Source organism: Aurantimonas litoralis (assembly GCF_026153195.1).
GTDB lineage: Bacteria > Pseudomonadota > Alphaproteobacteria > Rhizobiales > Rhizobiaceae > Aurantimonas > Aurantimonas coralicida.
Genome location: NZ_JAPFBM010000016.1, coordinates 13,029 through 29,433, shown reverse-complemented (window position 1 = coordinate 29,433; position 16,405 = coordinate 13,029). Strand labels below are relative to the sequence as shown.

Genomic DNA, 16,405 nt, shown 5'->3' with positions numbered 1-16,405 from the left:
AACGCCCCAGCGCCCATGATACTTCGTCTCAAGACGCGGGAAAGTCGGTCGCCGCCAGGTCTGCAAATCGCAAGTTGAACAAAGAGACCACCTTCTTCACAACGCAACACACAAAGCCCCTCGCGCATCTCGCCGAGGGGCTTTTTGCGTTTATAGGCATGAGGTGGGCGAGGCAGGTGGCTGACGATGATTGAAGAGCATGAGATCGCCGCCGAGGGCGTTCGGGCGGTGATCCGCGACGCCGGAGCCGAACTTGTCAGCCTGCGCGATGCGGCGGGGGAGGACCTCCTCTGGCAGGGTGGCCCCGAATGGCCGCGGCAGGCGCCCGTCCTGTTCCCCATCGTTGGCAAGCTCGCCGGCAACGTCCTGCGCGACGCCGGCAAGACCTACACGCTCGGGCAGCACGGCTTCGCCCGGGATTGCCGCTTCGCCTGGATCGAGCGATCGACACGGCGGTGCGCGCTGCGCCTCACCGATGACGAGGCGACCCGGCACTCTTATCCCTATTCCTTCGTGCTTGACCTCATCTACGAGGTGACCGAGGCGACCCTGACTGTGACGACGCGGGTAACCAATCCCGGCGAACGGCCGCTGCCCTGCGGCGTCGGCGCCCATCCGGGGTTTCGCTGGCCTCTGGTCGACGGGATTGCCAAGACGGACCATGCAATCCACTTCGACCGGCAGGAGACGGGCGCGGCGCTGTCGGTGAGCGACGCGCTGCTTGGCGCCGAAAAGCCGCTGCCCTTCGATGGCCGGACGCTGCCCTTGTCGGAAGCGCTGTTTGCGCGCGATGCGCTGGTGATGCCGAGCGTTACCAGCCGCAGCGTGACCTATGCCGCGCACGCGCCGGACGGGGAGATTGTCCGGTCGATTACCATCGGCTGGGACGGCTACAAGGATCTCGGCATCTGGTCGCGATCCGGCGGTGCGCCGTTCGTGTGCATCGAGCCCTGGTTCTCGATGGCAAGCCCGGTCGGCTGGGACGGCGCCTTCATCGCCAAGCCGGGGATTCTCATCCTGCCGCCGGGCGCGAGCCGCGACTTCGTCTGGCGCGTGCACCTCGATGGGCAAGGTTCAGAAGCCGGGATCGTAGCCCGAACCGTTGGCCGACCTGGCATCGTGTGAGAACGGGATGGCGTCCCTCGCGTCAACGCGTATGGACTTTCGATACCATGTGGTATGCGATCGGCTTGGAACTGCGAAGAGGAGCACCCTCCACCGATGGCATTGTCACGGGATTCCGCCAGCCGGGTCGATCGGATCTGCCTTGCCATCCGGCGGGCGATCATCGAGCGCGCCCTGGCGCCGGGCGACAAGCTTCCGGAGGACGCGCTCGGCGAACGTTTCGGCGTCAGTCGCACGATCGCACGGCAGGCGCTGGGCCAACTGGCCGGCGAAGGGCTGGTCGATCTCCGGCGCAACCGGATCGCGGTGGTGGCAACGCCCACCTTCGAGGAGGCGCGCGACACCTTCGACATCCGTGTCGAGTTGGAGCGGCTAGTGGTCCGGCATCTGGCGGGCGCGCTCGGCCCGGAACAGATTGCCGAATTGAACGCGCATATTACGGCGCAGGACAAGGCCGCCGGAGGTCCCGAGGCGGCGTCGATTCGCCTCGCGACGGACTTCCACGTGCTGCTCGCCCGGATGACCGGCAAGCCGATCCTTATTCGCTATGTCAGCGAGGTGGCCTATCGCAGTGGCCTGTCGCTCTCGGCCTATGGCCGCCCGCACTCGCCCGAATGCGCCGTCAACGAGCATCGCTCCCTCGTGGAGGCGCTGGCGAATGGCGATCGCGACGCGGCCATGCGGCTGATGGCCGGGCATTTGGAAGCCGTGGCCGACCGGGCGTTCCTGCCCGATGCCGACCGGGGCACCAAGAATCTCGTCGATATTCTGGCGCCCTACGTCGAGGACTGACGCGGCGCGATAGCGTCCCGAGTCGGCGCGTGTCTCGAGCGCCGCGCTCTACGGTTGCCTAAGGCACCGCCGTTCGTCGGTGCCTGGTGGATCGCCCCGGAAGCACGCGGAGCCGCCGGGCTTCGAGGCTCTGCGCATCCGGAGGCCAGCGTTCACCGCTAGCTTGACCGCCGCTGGACATCCCCATGAGTGGGATGCCGGACGGTCCTCTGCCTTCATCGCGACGTTCGCGCTCGGCACCGCATTCGCCGGTGTGCCGACCCGTCCATTCCGGAAATCCGGAGAAAAACGACCTGCGGGATTGCGCCCTGGGATTATTCGCATACACTTTGCGCTCTAAAGTGCATGCGAAAAATATAGGCATCTGCATGCCGACGGTAGAAGCAGGTGCCGCGGGACGTCACGCCATCCAGTTCGATCTCCAGGCCGGCCGCGCGCCGGTGCGCTCCACCAACGAGACAGGGAAGACTTGCATGATCCGGACCCACATGATCGCCGCCGCCACCACCGCGCTCCTTCTGGTCGCCGGTCCGTCGCTTGCCGAAACGCTGACGGCGGGCGCCAATATCGGCAACGTACCCTGGGAGTTCCAGGACGAGAATTCCGAGATCGTCGGCTTCGAGGTCGACCTTCTCAAGGAAGTCGCCAACCGCCTGGGCTACGATGAGGTCGACATCCAGAACGTGCCGTTCAACGGCCTGTTCTCCGCCGTCCAGTCCGGCCGCATCGATGTGGCGATCTCCTCGATCACCATCACCGACGAGCGGCTCCAGTCGGTGTCCTTCGCGCAGCCCTATTACGACAGCGACCAGTCGCTCTCGACCCGCGCCGATTCCGGCATCGCCGGCAGCGGCGACCTGAAGGGCAAGACCGTCGGCGTCGACACCGGCTCGACCGGCGACATCTATTCGACCGAGCGCGAGAGCGAGTGGGGCCTGGCCGGCATCAGCCGCTACGAGGGCCTGAGCCCGGCCATGCTCGATCTCGCGGCGGGGCGCATCGACGCCTATGTCTCCGACATTCCGGCGGTCGCCTACTATCTGAAGGACAAGCCCGAGATGAAGGTCGTCGAGCGGCTGGCCACGGGCGAGCAATATTCGATGATGTTCGCCAAGGACAGCGAACTGGCCGGCAAGGCCAACGAGGTGCTGACGACCCTGAAGGACGAAGGCTACATCGCGGACCTGCACGAGAAATGGTTCGGCATGCAGCCGGAAGCCACCACCAGCACGGTGGAAGTGCGCGAGATGCCGAAGCCGAAGTCGTAATCCGACCGATGGGCCGGGCGCTTCGCGTCCGGCCCTGACGCCTTTTCCGGAACAGTCGGCGGCTTGATGGATATCGTCCACACCTTCTTCAATATCGACGTTCTCCTGCGCTATTATCCGCTGCTGCTGGAAGGCTTGTGGCGGACGATTGCGCTCGGAGCCCTGTCCATCGTGCTCGGCCTGGTCGGCGGCCTCGTTCTGGCGATGATGCGGATCTACGGGCACCCGATCCTGAAATTCCTGGTCGTCGCCTATGTGGACGTGTTCCGGGCGCTGCCGGTGCTGGTCTGGCTGGTCATCGTCTATTACGCGCTGCCCTTCGTCGGCATCCGGTTGTCGGCCTTCGCCTCGGCGACGACGGCGCTGACCATGATCTCCAGCGCCTATACGGCGGAGATCTACCGCGCCGGCATCGAGGCGATCCCGCGGGGACAGTTCGAGGCGGCTCAGTCGATCGGGCTCAGCCAGTGGTTCCTGATGCGCGACGTGGTGCTGCCGCAGGCGATCCGCATCGTCATCCCGCCACTGACCAACAATTCGATCAACGTCATGAAGGACACCGCGCTCGCCTCGGTGGTGGCGCTGCCGGACCTCCTGAAGCAGGCGACGCAGGCGCAGGCGCTGGCCGCCAATCCGACGCCGCTGATCGGCGCGGCGATCCTCTATCTCCTGCTGCTGTTGCCGCTGGTGCGTCTCGTCGCCGTCTTCGAGGCGCGCCATGCCAGGAAGGGAGCCCGCTGATGGAGGCGACCCGGCCGATCATCGAGATGCGCGGCGTCGGCAAGCGCTTCGGCAAGTTCGAGGCATTGAAGGACATCGACCTCGAGGTCGCCGCCGGCGAGGTCGTGGTTCTGCTCGGGCCGTCGGGCTCCGGCAAGTCGACGCTGATCCGCTGCATCAACCTCCTCGAGCAATATGATGCCGGCGACGTCGTCGTCGACGGCACGCGGGTGGAGGCCGGCCGCAGGCTGCAGAGCGTGCGCCAGGAAGTCGCCATGGTCTTCCAGGCCTTCAACCTGTTTCCCAACCATACCGTCCTCGACAATGTCGCGCTCGGTCCGGTGCGGGTGCGGGGCCTCAGCTGGCAGGAGAGCCGCGCCCGTGCCCGACGCCTGCTCGAACGGGTCGGGATTGCCGAACAGGCGGAGAAATATCCGGTCCAGCTCTCCGGCGGCCAGCAGCAGCGCGTCGGCATTGCAAGGGCGTTGGCCATGGAGCCGCGCATCCTGCTCTTCGACGAGCCGACCTCGGCGCTCGACCCGGAAATGGTCGGCGAGGTGCTGGACGTCATCAAGGGACTGGCGGGCGAGGGGGTGACCATGATGCTGGTGACCCACGAGATGGGCTTTGCCCGGCAGGTGGCCGATCGCATCGTCTTCATGGAAGCCGGCGAGATCAAGGAGATCTCGACGCCCGAAACCTTCTTCACGGCGACCCGGAACGAGCGTGCCCGCGCCTTCCTCGACGCCGTCCTCAACCACTGACGCGCGCGGGCAAGTCCGCACATTCTGGCAGAGACCGAAAGGCACATCCGATGGCACTCGACATGGACTTCGTCCGCCGGCAGTTTCCGGCGCTTTCCGGCGACTGGGTCTTCATGGACAATGCCGGCGGCAGCCAGGTGCTGTCGCGGGTTGCGGACCGGATCTCCGACTACCTCCTGACGTCCAACGTCCAGACCGGCGCGACCTATGCGCCGAGCCAGCGCTCGACGGAACGGGTGCGCGAGGCGCGCAACGCCTTTGCCCGCTATCTGAACGCCGCCGATGCCGGCGAGATCGTCATGGGCGCTTCGACCACCATGCTGATCCGGGTGCTGTCGGAGGCGATGACCGGCAGCCTGTCCGCCGGCGACGAGATCATCGTGACCAACACCGACCACGAGGCCAATATCGGCCCGTGGCTGAAGCACGAGGCCCGCGGCGTCGTCGTCAGGTTCTGGAACTGCAATCCGGAAACGCTGGAGCTCGATCTCGACGACCTGAAGGCCCTGATGAACGAGCGCACCAAGCTCGTCTGCGTCACCCATGCCTCGAACATCTTCGGCACCATCAACCCGATCGCCGAGATTTCGGAGATCGCCCATGAAGGCGGCGCCCAGGTCTGCGTCGACGGCGTCGCCTATGCGCCGCACCGCGCCGTGGACGTCCAGGCGCTCGGCGCCGACTACCACATCTTCAGCGCCTACAAGGTCTTCGGCCCGCATTTCGGGGTGATGTGGGGCCGGCGGGACCGGCTCCTCGAGCTCGACAACATCTACCATTTCTTCTTCGGCAAGGACGCCGTGCCGCACAAGCTGGAGCCGGGCAACATCAATTACGAGCTCGCCCATGGCTCGGTCGGCGCCATCGACTATGTCGAGGAGCTGGGCGTCATGGCCGGTGCGACGGCGGGCCGCGCGGCGATCGAGGCCGGTTTCCGTGACATTGCCGAGCAGGAGCGGGCGATCACCGCGCGGCTTCTCGATTTCCTCGGCAGCCGCAACTCGATCCGCATCGTCGGCCGCAATTCGAGCGCCGTCGAGGACCGGGTGGCGACGATCAGCTTCATTGCCGGCGATCGCGACTCCAAGGCCATCGTCGACCAGGTCGATCCGCACATGATCGGCATCCGGCACGGGGATTTCTACGCCAAGCGCCTGATCCAGGATCTCGGCCTTGCACCGCAGAACGGCGTCGTGCGGGTATCGATGGTCCACTACAACACGCTGGACGAGGTCGACCGGCTGATCGCCGCGCTCGAACCGGCGCTCTAGCCGCGCTTGTCCTATCCCGCTGCCCGGCCGAGATCGCACCGGGTAGCCCTTCCTTCGTTTCATCGATCCGGACCGCCCATGCCCTACGACCTCGTCATCCAGAACGGCACGATCGCCACCGCGTCCGACGTGTTCCAGGCGGATATCGGCATCCGCGACGGCGTGATCGTGCAGATCGGCCGCGACCTCGGTGAGGCGGTCGAGACCATCGACGCCACCGGGCGCTATGTCCTGCCGGGCGGGATCGACAGCCATGTGCATATTGCCCAGCCGTCGGGCGAGGGGATCGTCATGGCCGACGATTTCGAGAGCGGCACCCGCTCGGCTTTGTTCGGCGGCAACACCACCATCCTGCCGTTCTGCCTGCAGGAAAAGGGCCGGCCGCTGCGCGAGGCGCTGAAGGCCTATCACGCACTGGCCGACGGCAATTGCTACACCGATGTTAGCTTCCACCTCATCGTCTCGGACCCGTCGGACGCGGTGCTCGGCCAGGAACTGCCGGCCCTGGTGGAGGACGGCTACACCTCCTTCAAGGTGTTCATGACCTACGAGGATCTGCGGCTCAGCGACGGCCAGATCCTCGACACGATGGATGTGGCCCGCCGCACCGGCGCCCTTGTCATGGTCCATTGCGAGAACGAGGACGCGATCCGCTATCTTATCGGCCGCCACGAGGCCGAGGGCGATGTCGCGCCGCGCGCCCATGCGACGACGCGGCCGATGGCGGTGGAGCGCGAGGCGACCCATCGCGCCGTGTCGCTGGCGGAGGTCGCCGACGTGCCGCTGGTGATCGTCCATGTGTCGAACCGGGAGTCCATGGAAGAGATCGAGCGGGCGCGTCGCCGCGGCCGCAAGGTGATCGGCGAGACATGCCCGCAATATCTGATGCTGACCGCCGACGATCTGGACGGGATGGACTGGGAAGGCGCCAAGTTCGTCTGTTCGCCGCCGCCACGGGATGCGGAGAGCCAGGAGGCCTGCTGGGACGGGCTCGAACGCGGCGTCTTCGACCTGTTTTCCTCCGACCATTGCCCGTTCCGCTACGACGACCCGGCCGGAAAGCGCAATCCGAAGGGCATGACCAGCTTCCGGCACATTCCGAACGGCATTCCGGGCGTCGAATTGCGGCTGCCCATCCTGTTCTCGGAAGGGGTGAACAAGGGCCGGATCGACCTGCCGCGCTTCGTGGCGCTGACGGCGACCAACCAGGCCAAGACCTATGGCCTCTATCCCCGCAAGGGCACGATCGCCATCGGCGCCGATGCGGATATCGCGATCTGGGATCCGGCGATGACCCGCACGGTCCGGCACGCCGAGATGCATGACGGCGCGGACTATACGCCCTATGAGGGGCTGGAGCTCACCGGCTGGCCGACGATCGTGGTTCTGGGGGGCAAGCTGATGGTGTCCGACGGGGCCTTGGTCGGCCGCAAGGGCGACGGGCAGTACCGCAGCCGCGACCGCTCCTATCTGGCAACACGGCGGGATCGTCCGACGGCGCTTTGAGCCGCCGACCGGGATGGGGCCGCGCGAGCGGACTCAGCCCCGATGGCGCATGCCGCCATCCAGGTCGACCACCGTTCCCGACAGATAGCCGGCTGCCGGCGACGCCAGCATGGCGACGATGCGGGCGACTTCCTCCGGTTCCGACAGGCGGCCGAAGGGGCGGTTGGCGATCATCTCGCGCCAGCGCTCGGGATCGCCGAGCGCGCTTTCGGCGCGGCCGCGGGCGACGGTGACGATCCGCTCGGTTTGCGTCGCGGTCGGATTGACGCCGAAGACGCGGACATTCCAGTCGGGGCTCTTGGCGCCGACCGCCTCGGTGAAGGCGATGAGCGCGGCATTGGCCGTCGAGCCGCAGACATAGTCGAAGCGCGGCGACCGGCCGAGGTCGCCGATGATGTTGACGATGGTGCCGCTCTCGCGCGCCTTCATGCGTTCCAGATACAGCCGCGTCAGGTCGATATAGCCGAACACCTTGAGTTGCCAGGAGTCCTGCCATGTCTCGATCGGCAGGGCGAAGAGGTCGCCGCCGGGAATGGCGCCGGCGCAATTGACCAGGATGTCGACATCGCCGGCTTCCGCGACCAGAGCCGCCCGGGCGCCGGCCTCGGCGAGGTCGCTGACGATCGCGGTGACCGCCGTGCCGTGGGGCGCCAGCCGCGCTTTCGCATCGGCCAGGCGATCGGCATCGCGACCGACAATGGTCACGGCGGCGCCTTCGGCGGCCACGAGATCGGCGATGGCGAAGCCGATGCCCTTTGTGCCGCCGGTGATCAGCACATGCTTGCCGGACAGATGCAGGTCCATCAGCCGACACCCGCCCTGAAAGGCTCGGCGGCGGCGTACCAGTCGGCGATCTTAGACCCGCTGGTGAACAGCACGTCGTCGCTGGCCTTGAGCAGCTCCACCATGTCGCGCAGCTCCTGCAGGCGATGCGGCACGCCCATCAGATGCGGATGCAGGCCGATGGCGAGAACGCGCGGATTGGTGTCGATCTCGCGGCGGAAGAGGGCGAGCGTGCGCTGCAGCCGGTTCAGCATCTCGCCGGTCGCGTGCTTCTCGATGGCGTAGACGATGGAATCGTTGATCTCGAGATTGTAGGGCATCGCGATCAGCGGCCCGTCCGGCGTGGCGATCCAGGACGGAAGGTCGTCCACCACCCAGTCGAAGACGTGATCGACGCCGGCGCGGCGCAGGATGTCCGGGGTCTCCAGGCTTTCGCGCAGGCCCGGGCTGAGCCAGCCGCGCGCCGGCACGCCGGTGAATTCCTCGATCAGCCGCAGCGTCTCGATGACCAGTGCCTCCTCGCTGGCGCCTGCATGGTTTAGCGCGCGCTGATGCAGGCCGTGGCCGATGAACTCCCAGCCGGCGTCCAGCATGGCGCGGGCCGCCTGCGGATAGGCGGCGATGACGCCGGCATTGATCGAGGTGGAGGCTGGCAGACCGAGATCGGCGAACAGTTTCAGGATGCGCGGCAGGCCGGCGCGCATGCCGTAATCGGCCCAGCTGAAGTTCGGCACGTCCGGCACCGTCTCCTTGCCGTGCGGCGGGGTGATGATGGTGCGCGGCATCGGCTGGTCGAACTGCCAGTTTTCGACATTGACCACCAGATTGACCAGGATCCGGCGCCCCTGCATCGGCGGCAGGGACGGTCGCTCGGACGACATGCGGTAGGGAATGCGGGGATTGCTCATGCGGCCTGCGTCTCTGCCTGTCTGTGGGCGCTGCGCATCTCGGCCATGATCTCGGCCTTGTAGCGCGTGAAGTCGGGGGTGATCAGGTCGTCGATGGAGCGCGGACGAGCGAGCTCGATCGGGATCTCGCGGCCGATCCGCGCCGGCCGCGCGGTCATCACGCAGACCCGGTCGGCCAGGAGGATCGCCTCGTCGATGTCATGGGTGACGAAGACGACGGTGGTGTTCAGCTTCTCCCAGACTTTCAGCAGCAATTCCTGCATGGCCAGCCGCGTCTGGGCGTCGAGGGCGCCGAAGGGCTCGTCCATCAGGAGGGCGCGCGGCCGCATGACGAGCACACGGGCAATGCCGACACGCTGGCGCATGCCGCCGGAGAGCTGCGAGGGATAGGCCTTGGCGAAATCCTGCAGGCCGACGATCTCCAGAAGCTCGCGGGCGCGCTCCTCGTAGTCGGCGCGCGCCACGCCCTGCATCTTGGGGCCGAAGATGACGTTCTCCCAGACCGTCAGCCACGGAAACAGTGCCGCTTCCTGGAAGACGACACCGCGATCGGGGCCGGGTCGGCCGATGGTGCTGCCATCGATCAGCGCGCTGCCCTCGCTGTTGTTCTCGAAGCCCGCGAGGATGTTGAGGAGGGTGGACTTGCCACAGCCCGAGGGGCCGAGCAGGGCGACGAACTCGCCCTCGGCGATATCCAGATCGACGCAGTCCAGTGCCCGGATCGGGGTGGCCGCATGATAGACCTTGGCGACCTGGCGAAGCTTGATTTCGGCCATCGGGAATTCCTTCTCAGCGGGTCTGCGCGAGGCGCCAGGACAGGGCCCAGCGTTCGGCGAGGAGGATGAGCTGATCGCTCAGGAGGCCCATGACGCCGATCGACACCATGTCGGCGATGACCACGTCCATGCGGCCGACATAATAGGCGTCCCACAGGACGTAGCCGAGGCCGGACTTCACCGCGATCATCTCGGAGACGATGACGGCGGTCCAGCCGATGCCGAGGCCGATCCGCAGGCCGGTGAAGATCGAGGGCAGGGCAGCCGGAAGGACGACGCGCCGCAGGATGTCGAAGCGGTTGGCGCCCATCATCAGCGCGGCGCGGATCAGATTGCGCTCGACATGGCGGGCGCCCTGGGTGGTGTTGATGACGATCGGATAGAAGGCGCCGAGGGCGATCAGGAAGATGGCGCTGAAGCCACTGATGCCGAAGACGGCGACGGAGAAGGGCAGCCAGGCGGTGATCGGCACCGGGCGCATGATCTGGACGGTCGGATCGAGGATCTGGGCGCCGAGGCGGCTCCAGCCGATCAGGATGCCGGCGGGCACGCCGACGGCGATGGCGACGAAGAAGCCCTGGGCGACGCGCTGGGTGGAGAAGACGACATTGGCGAACCACGTGCCGCTATAGGGGTTCAGCCCCATGCCGGCCTCGCCGAAGGCCCAGACCCACCAGGCCGATACGACCCGGTCGGGGGTCGGCAGCACACCGCCGAAGAGCGAGCCGTCGGTGCCGGCGAACTGCCAGATGGCAATGATCGCGACCGGCAGCAGCAGGCCGAGCAGCAACTGGCCGACACTGCTGGCGAGAATGAGCTGGGGCAACGTGCTGCCCAGCGTTCGCGCGCCCGGGGCGGCGAGTCCGGCACCGTCCGGAACGGGCTGCTTGACGGAGGTATCGGACATGGCGGTCTCCTGGCTGCGGGACGGGTGCCCCGCCCCGCGTCGGATCGCGGGGCGAGGCGACAGGGCTTACTGACCCTTGGCGGCTTCGACGATGGACGGATCCCAGTGATCGGCGATCTGGTCCGAGACGTCCTGCTGGATCACGCCGAGTTCGGCGAAGGCCTTGGCCTGGCGCTCGATCTGCTCCTGGTCGACCACCGAGCCGAGGGTGATCGGCTTGGCAGCTTCCGCCGCCACGTCCGGTGCGAGACCGGTGAGGTCGGCATAGGCCGCGGCAAAGGCTGCCGGGTCGGCGGCGAGCTTTTCCTGCGAGCTCAGATAGGCCCAGACGAAGCGCTCGACGGCGCCGCGCTTTTCCTCCAGCGCATCCTTCGTCGCCATCAGCATGCCGAGTTCGGCACCGACGGCTTCCGACGCGCTGTATTCGAGGTTCTTGGCGAAGTAGCCGTAATCCTCGATCACCGGCACGGATTCGAACGGCTCCCAGGTGACGATGGCATCGACTTCGCCGCGCTTGAGCGCCTGGTCGAAATTGGCGCCGCCACCCTGGATGTTGACCGCGGTGAAGCTGTCATAGGGGATGTCGTTCTCGGTGACCGTCGCGGCGAACTGGAACCAGACGGCCGAACCCGGCGCGATGCCGACCTTCTTGCCCTTCAGGTCTTCCCAGGAGTTCAGCTCGACGCCCTTGCGGCCGATGACGTATTTCTTGGAAGAGCCGACGCCCATCAGGCCGACGACGTTCTTGGAGCCCTGCGACAGTGAGATCGCGAGGTCGGCAGGGCCGACGGTGGCCATGTCGAGGGAGCCGGACAGGAGCGCGGTCCGGGCATCGGCGTAGCGCGCGAATTCGACGGTCTTGAGGGTCACGCCGAGCTTTTCGAGCTCGTCGGAGATCAGGGTGATCGGCGCCAGATGCCCGACCTTCTGATAGCCGACCGTCAGCTCCACCGGATCGGCGAGAGCCTCGGGGGCCGGTCCGAGCGCGAAGGCCCGGAGCGGCACGAGGCCGACCGCGAGGCTGGCCGCCACTGCGAGGGAGTGGCGTATGATGCTGCGTCTGTTCATGTCGTCACCTATCGCGCCGAGGAAGAGGTCATTTTCGCTCAATCGGGGCCGTCTCGGCAGCGGCCTTGAAGAGCGGACGGCGTTTCTCGCTGAAGGCCTTGCGGCCTTCGGCGTAGTCGGAGCTGGCAAAGCAGGCCGCGACGAGGGCATCAACCGCCGCGGCGTCGCGCGCGCCGGCCGGGCGGGCCAGCTCGATGAGGGCCCGCTTGGTGGCGATGAGGGTCAGCGGCGCGTTGCCCGCGATGGTCTCGACCAAGGCGCCGCGCTCGGTCTCGAAGCTTTCGCGCGGATGGACGTTCTGGACGACGCCGAAGCGAAGTGCATCGGCGGCGCCGAAGGCACGCCCGGCGAACATGATCTCGGCGGTGGCGGCCTGGCCGATCCGCTGCACGAACATCTCGATTGCGGAGAGCGTATAGCCGAGCCCGAGCTGGGCCCCCGGCATGCGGAAGAGCGCGCTGTCGTCGGCCAGACGGAGGTCGCAGGCCAGCGCGAGTTCAAGCCCGCCGCCGAAACACACGCCGCGAATGGCGGCGACGGTCGGCTTGGGACAGGCGGCTAGCGTCGTCAGTGCCCGGTCGACCGCGACCTCGTAAGCCTCGACCTGTTCCGGCGTGTCGCGCAGGGTGGCGAATTCCGAAATGTCGGCCCCGGCGCAGAACGCCTTCGGACCGGCGCCTTCGAGGACGATGACGCGAATGTCCGGATCGGCCGATGCCTCGGCGACGAGGGTCGGCAGCATCCGCCACATGGCGAGGCTGAGCGCATTGCGACGCGCCTCATGGCTGATCGTCAGCATGGCGGCGTGCCCGTCGCGGCGAAGCTCGATCGAACCGGCCATGGCTCAGACCACTCCCTTGGCGCGCAGGGCAGCGATCTCGTCCGCCGACAGCCCGGCTTCGCCGAGAATGGCGTCGCTGTGCTCGCCGGCATCGGGGGCGGCGCTGTGGAAGGCGGCGGGCGTGCGGGTCATGGTGATCGGCTGGCCGACGACCCTGATCGGGCCGCGGGCCGGATGCTTTAGCGGGACCGCGATGTTGAGGTGGCGGACCTGCTCGTCGGCAAAGACGTCGGCGAGGCCGTTGATCGGGCCGCAGGGCACGCCGTGGCGGTCGAGAAGATCGAGCCATTCGGCCGAGTTGCGGCTGGTGAAAATCTCCTGCAGTAGCGCATTCAGCGCCGGTCGGTTGGCAAAACGGTCGGGCTGGGTGCGAAAGCGCGGATCGTCGGCCAGGGCGGGCCTGTCGATCGCCTCGCAGAAGGGGCGCCACTGGTTCTCGCCGCCGACGGCGATATTGATGTGGCCATCGGCGGTCTGCACCACGCCCATCGGCGTGACATAGGGGTGGTCGTTGCCGGCCTGGGCCGGTTCCTCGCCGTCGATGAGATAGCGCGCGGCCTGGAAGTCCATCATCGAGATCATCGCTTCCAGAAGCGAGGTGTGCAGCCACTGGCCTTCGCCGGATGTCTCGCGCTCCTGCAGCGCCAGGAGAATGCCGCAGGCGGCGAACACGCCGGCCGAAGAGTCGGCCACCGCGATGCCGGCGCGCACCGGACCCTGGCCGGGCAGGCCGGTGACGCCCATCAGGCCGCCCATGCCCTGGGCGATCTGGTCGAAGCCGGCGCGCATGCTGTAGGGGCCGGTCTGGCCGAAGCCCGAGATCGAGGCGAGGATGATGCGCGGATTGACCGCCTTCAGGTCGTCATAGGCGACCTTCAGCCGGTCCTTCACGTCGGGCCGGAAATTCTCGACCACCACGTCGGCATCGCGCACCAGCCGCATGAACACCGCGTGACCCTCGGGGGTCTTCAGGTTGAGCGTCAGCGAGCGCTTGTTGCGGTGCAGGTTGAGCATGTCGTAGCCATGCCGCGCGCCGCTCATATTGGCGTTCGGATCGACCCCCACCGGGGCCTCGACCTTGATCACGTCGGCGCCGAAATCGGCCAGAATCCGGCAGCAGGTCGGCCCGGCGCGCACCCGGGTCAGGTCGAGCACGCGGAGATGGGAGAGGGCGGAGCTCATGCGACGAGACTCTCGGTAGATTGCAAAATCGGTTCGGCGAGCGGCGGCATCCGGCCGTGCCAGGAGGAGGTCGCCTGGAAAGCGGTGCCGAGTTCGAGAAGCGCGCGGTCGCTGCCCGGCCGGCCGACGAGCTGAAGCCCCACCGGCATGCCGCGATCGTCGATGCCGGTCGGCAGCGCGAGGGCCGGCAGGCCGAGATAATTGGCAAAGCGCAGGAAGGCGCTGAGGGCGTAGAGCGTGCGACCGGAAAAGCCCGGCGCGGCAGGATCGACCTCCGCCAGCGTGGGGGTGCGGATCGCCATGACCGGCGTCAGAAGAAACGCGCTGTCGCCGAACATTGATGCGAGGAAGGCCGCCCGGGCCGCGTCGCGTCCATCGCGGTCGCACTGGAGCGTGGCGTCGTCGATCCGGCCGCCGTTCGCCAGCCGGCGCGCCAGTTCCGGGTCCTGTTCGGCCAGTGCCGTCGACGCGCCGAGACCGCGTGCGGCTTCGGCTTGCAGAACCCGCAGGGCGGCGTCGCCATTGGCGTCGACCGCGGGGCCGGCCGAACGGCCTTCCAGCGGGTAGCCGAGTTCGAGAAAGTGGTCGATGCCGGCCTCGCAGGCCACGCGGATAGACGGCTCCGCGCGCTGCAGAAGGTCTTCGGCGACCGCGATGCCGCGGTGGGACGTGCCAGCATCGCCGGACGGCAGAAGGTCTGTCGCTTCGGCGACCATCAGGATGTCGGCGGCGCCGCGGGCAAGAATGCCGATCGTATCGAGGCTGGGAGCCAGCACCATGGCGCCATCGTCCGGCACGAGGCCGGCGGAGGGTTTCCAGCCGGTAACACCGCAGCAATGGGCGGGGATGCGCACCGAACCGCCCGTATCTGAACTCAGGGCAACGAAGACGGCGCCGCTGGCGACGGCTGCGGCGGAGCCCGATGACGAGCCGCCCGGCGCAAAGTCCGGGTTCCAGGGATTGCGAGCCGTGGCGAAGCCGGAGGGCTCGTAGGCGAGCTTTGCCATCCGTGCGAAGCCGATGCAGTCGGCCCCGGCCGCGTCCATGCGGTCGAGGATCGCGGCCGAACGCTTGGGCGGGGCCGCGAAGGGTTCTGCCATGCCGCAGGACGGCGCGCGGCCGGGCCGGTCGAACATGTCCTTCGCGGCATAGGGCAGGCCGGCCAGAGGCCCGTCGGTGGAAGGGGCCACCCCGGAGGTGCAAGTCATGCCATCCGCGACGAACAGGCTGAACGCCGCGTCGAGTTTGTCCCGCGCGGCCCGGCAACGCTCCGCCTCGGCGACGCGGCGCTGCGGCGTCAAAGCGGTCCATTGGGGAAGCGTCGGCAGGGACATCAACGAGGCGCCTTTCGGATGCCTGTTTCTTGAGCCTGTTCAGCCTATGTGCGAAATCTGGTTCGGGGAATGAGAATTCAGCGTCGTCTGGTTTCGAATTTGGTGAAACCGCGGGTGCCGGTTGCTTTCGTTCTGGTCGCGACTTGCCGGAAGGCCGATCAACCGGCGGTCGAGGCGCGCTCGCGCAAGAAGGCGATGAGGCGCTGGGTCGACGCATTGGGCGTGTCGGAGGGCTGGGCGCAGATGGTGAAACGGCGCTGCGCCCAGGGCTCGTCGAGCGGCACCAGCGACAGCCGCAGGGCTGCCGCCAGCGGTCCGATCGCCCGCCGCGGCATGATGCCGATGCCGAGCCCGCGACCGATCATCTGGCACATCACCTCGAAGCTGCGGACCTGCACCCGGACCCGGGGCGCCCGGCCGTGCACCCGCGACTGCTCGGACAGAAGGCGATGCACGGCCGTGCCGGGCTCCAGGGCGATGTGATCGTCCTCGAAGAGCTCGTCGAATTTCAGCCGGCGCGCGGCCGCAAGGCGATGATCGCAGGGGACGGCGACGGCCAGCATGTCGCTGGCATAGGGATAGCTGGACAGGCCCGACATCTCGCTGCCGGCCACCACGACGCCGACATCCGCCTGCTTGTGATAGAGCGCCTGCAGCGTGTCGCTGGTCGGCCGCTCCTCCAGATCGATCTTGATGCCGGGATGCGCCTTGGCGAATTCCGCCAGATGCGAAGCAAGACACTCCACCAGCACCGAGCTGGAGGCGAAGACGCGGACGATGCCGCTCGCCCCGGAGCGGTGATCCTCCAGCGCCGCCTCCACCTGCTGGCCGAGATGCATGACGTCGCGGGCATAGCGCAGCACGATCATGCCGGCGGCGGTCGGCTCCACCCCATGCGGCCGGCGCAGCAGCAACGGCAGGCCGGCCTCGTGCTCCAAGAGGCCGACGCGCCGGCTCGCGGCCGAGGCGACGATGTTCATCCGCTCGGCGGCCCGGCTGATGCTGCGCGTCTCGCAGATGTTCACGAAGAGTGCGAGGGAGAAGAGGTCGTGGTTTCGCATGGGGGCATTAGAGAGCAGCGAGGCGGTCGGCGGAAGCGGGCCTGTACAGATCGTGCGCGCGGGCGCTACCAATAGGATGTTCCTATTTCCCGGAGCCTT

General features: G+C 67.4%; 17 protein-coding genes. 8 read left to right on the top strand and 9 right to left on the bottom strand.

Annotated features, from left to right (window positions below; translation table 11 throughout):
• From N7I30_RS20810 to hydA, 8 genes are all read left to right on the top strand, one after another.
• The coding region (locus N7I30_RS20810) for a hypothetical protein (protein ID WP_498640966.1) at nt 1–194 on the top strand (194 nt) is incomplete at its 5' end.
• Entirely contained in the window at nt 187–1,125 is a 939-nt protein-coding gene (locus tag N7I30_RS20805) for an aldose 1-epimerase family protein (RefSeq protein ID WP_498640965.1), read from the top strand. The genes N7I30_RS20810 and N7I30_RS20805, both read left to right, overlap by 8 nt.
• A gap of 96 nt (nt 1,126–1,221) precedes the next feature.
• Nucleotides 1,222–1,917 carry a GntR family transcriptional regulator gene (locus N7I30_RS20800; RefSeq protein ID WP_498640964.1) on the top strand — a complete coding sequence of 232 codons (696 nt, stop codon included), beginning with the start codon at nt 1,222–1,224 and terminating at the stop codon, nt 1,915–1,917.
• Nucleotides 1,918–2,405: 488 nt separating this feature from the next.
• Entirely contained in the window at nt 2,406–3,185 is a 780-nt protein-coding gene (locus tag N7I30_RS20795; RefSeq protein WP_498640967.1) for a transporter substrate-binding domain-containing protein, read from the top strand.
• Nucleotides 3,186–3,251: 66 nt separating this feature from the next.
• On the top strand, nt 3,252–3,926 hold the full coding sequence (locus N7I30_RS20790; RefSeq protein WP_009209351.1) for an amino acid ABC transporter permease: 675 nt from the start codon (nt 3,252–3,254) through the stop codon (nt 3,924–3,926).
• Nucleotides 3,926–4,669 carry an amino acid ABC transporter ATP-binding protein gene (locus tag N7I30_RS20785; protein WP_024350449.1) on the top strand — a complete coding sequence of 248 codons (744 nt, stop codon included), beginning with the start codon at nt 3,926–3,928 and terminating at the stop codon, nt 4,667–4,669. Before N7I30_RS20790 ends, N7I30_RS20785 begins: the two co-directional genes overlap by 1 nt.
• A 50-nt stretch (nt 4,670–4,719) precedes the next feature.
• Complete coding sequence (locus N7I30_RS20780) at nt 4,720–5,940, top strand: cysteine desulfurase-like protein (RefSeq protein WP_498640963.1); 1,221 nt, start codon at nt 4,720–4,722, stop codon at nt 5,938–5,940.
• A 78-nt stretch (nt 5,941–6,018) separates the two neighbouring features.
• Nucleotides 6,019–7,446 carry a dihydropyrimidinase gene (gene hydA / locus N7I30_RS20775; RefSeq protein WP_491390371.1) on the top strand — a complete coding sequence of 476 codons (1,428 nt, stop codon included), beginning with the start codon at nt 6,019–6,021 and terminating at the stop codon, nt 7,444–7,446.
• 33 nt (nt 7,447–7,479) lie between these two features.
• Here the strand turns inward: hydA and N7I30_RS20770 are convergent, their stop codons facing one another.
• The 9 genes from N7I30_RS20770 to N7I30_RS20730 form a co-directional block, all read right to left on the bottom strand.
• On the bottom strand, nt 7,480–8,250 hold the full coding sequence (locus N7I30_RS20770; RefSeq protein WP_498640962.1) for a short-chain dehydrogenase/reductase: 771 nt from the start codon (nt 8,248–8,250) through the stop codon (nt 7,480–7,482).
• On the bottom strand, nt 8,250–9,137 hold the full coding sequence (locus N7I30_RS20765) for a polysaccharide deacetylase family protein (protein ID WP_498640961.1): 888 nt from the start codon (nt 9,135–9,137) through the stop codon (nt 8,250–8,252). Before N7I30_RS20765 ends, N7I30_RS20770 begins: the two co-directional genes overlap by 1 nt.
• On the bottom strand, nt 9,134–9,913 hold the full coding sequence (locus tag N7I30_RS20760) for an ABC transporter ATP-binding protein (RefSeq protein WP_498640960.1): 780 nt from the start codon (nt 9,911–9,913) through the stop codon (nt 9,134–9,136). The genes N7I30_RS20765 and N7I30_RS20760 overlap by 4 nt, the downstream gene beginning before the upstream one ends.
• Nucleotides 9,914–9,926: 13 nt before the next feature.
• On the bottom strand, nt 9,927–10,820 hold the full coding sequence (locus N7I30_RS20755; RefSeq protein WP_024350455.1) for an ABC transporter permease: 894 nt from the start codon (nt 10,818–10,820) through the stop codon (nt 9,927–9,929).
• Nucleotides 10,821–10,886: 66 nt separating this feature from the next.
• Nucleotides 10,887–11,888, bottom strand: a complete 1,002-nt coding sequence (locus N7I30_RS20750; RefSeq protein WP_188076907.1) for an ABC transporter substrate-binding protein — start codon at nt 11,886–11,888, stop codon at nt 10,887–10,889.
• A gap of 28 nt (nt 11,889–11,916) precedes the next feature.
• Nucleotides 11,917–12,729 carry an enoyl-CoA hydratase gene (locus N7I30_RS20745; protein WP_498640959.1) on the bottom strand — a complete coding sequence of 271 codons (813 nt, stop codon included), beginning with the start codon at nt 12,727–12,729 and terminating at the stop codon, nt 11,917–11,919.
• A 3-nt stretch (nt 12,730–12,732) separates the two neighbouring features.
• The gene (locus N7I30_RS20740) at nt 12,733–13,911 is read right to left on the bottom strand and encodes a CaiB/BaiF CoA transferase family protein (protein ID WP_498640958.1); all 1,179 of its coding nucleotides are present in this window, start codon (nt 13,909–13,911) and stop codon (nt 12,733–12,735) included.
• Nucleotides 13,908–15,245 carry an amidase gene (locus N7I30_RS20735; protein ID WP_498640957.1) on the bottom strand — a complete coding sequence of 446 codons (1,338 nt, stop codon included), beginning with the start codon at nt 15,243–15,245 and terminating at the stop codon, nt 13,908–13,910. Before N7I30_RS20735 ends, N7I30_RS20740 begins: the two co-directional genes overlap by 4 nt.
• Before the next feature lie 158 nt (nt 15,246–15,403).
• Nucleotides 15,404–16,306 (bottom strand): LysR family transcriptional regulator, encoded by a 903-nt coding sequence (locus N7I30_RS20730; RefSeq protein WP_475365030.1) that lies wholly within the window; start codon nt 16,304–16,306, stop codon nt 15,404–15,406.
• Nucleotides 16,307–16,405 lie beyond the last annotated feature (99 nt).

Coding starts and splice junctions, on each gene's coding strand:
- N7I30_RS20785 (WP_024350449.1), top strand. CDS start 3,926: ATGGAGGCGACCCGGCCGATCATCGAGATGCGCGGCGTCGGCAAGCGC.
- N7I30_RS20760 (WP_498640960.1), bottom strand. CDS start 9,913: ATGGCCGAAATCAAGCTTCGCCAGGTCGCCAAGGTCTATCATGCGGCC.
- N7I30_RS20730 (WP_475365030.1), bottom strand. CDS start 16,306: ATGCGAAACCACGACCTCTTCTCCCTCGCACTCTTCGTGAACATCTGC.
- N7I30_RS20735 (WP_498640957.1), bottom strand. CDS start 15,245: ATGTCCCTGCCGACGCTTCCCCAATGGACCGCTTTGACGCCGCAGCGC.
- N7I30_RS20745 (WP_498640959.1), bottom strand. CDS start 12,729: ATGGCCGGTTCGATCGAGCTTCGCCGCGACGGGCACGCCGCCATGCTG.
- N7I30_RS20805 (WP_498640965.1), top strand. CDS start 187: ATGATTGAAGAGCATGAGATCGCCGCCGAGGGCGTTCGGGCGGTGATC.
- N7I30_RS20765 (WP_498640961.1), bottom strand. CDS start 9,137: ATGAGCAATCCCCGCATTCCCTACCGCATGTCGTCCGAGCGACCGTCC.
- N7I30_RS20790 (WP_009209351.1), top strand. CDS start 3,252: ATGGATATCGTCCACACCTTCTTCAATATCGACGTTCTCCTGCGCTAT.
- N7I30_RS20780 (WP_498640963.1), top strand. CDS start 4,720: ATGGCACTCGACATGGACTTCGTCCGCCGGCAGTTTCCGGCGCTTTCC.
- N7I30_RS20795 (WP_498640967.1), top strand. CDS start 2,406: ATGATCGCCGCCGCCACCACCGCGCTCCTTCTGGTCGCCGGTCCGTCG.
- N7I30_RS20800 (WP_498640964.1), top strand. CDS start 1,222: ATGGCATTGTCACGGGATTCCGCCAGCCGGGTCGATCGGATCTGCCTT.
- N7I30_RS20750 (WP_188076907.1), bottom strand. CDS start 11,888: ATGAACAGACGCAGCATCATACGCCACTCCCTCGCAGTGGCGGCCAGC.
- hydA (WP_491390371.1), top strand. CDS start 6,019: ATGCCCTACGACCTCGTCATCCAGAACGGCACGATCGCCACCGCGTCC.
- N7I30_RS20770 (WP_498640962.1), bottom strand. CDS start 8,250: ATGGACCTGCATCTGTCCGGCAAGCATGTGCTGATCACCGGCGGCACA.
- N7I30_RS20740 (WP_498640958.1), bottom strand. CDS start 13,911: ATGAGCTCCGCCCTCTCCCATCTCCGCGTGCTCGACCTGACCCGGGTG.
- N7I30_RS20755 (WP_024350455.1), bottom strand. CDS start 10,820: ATGTCCGATACCTCCGTCAAGCAGCCCGTTCCGGACGGTGCCGGACTC.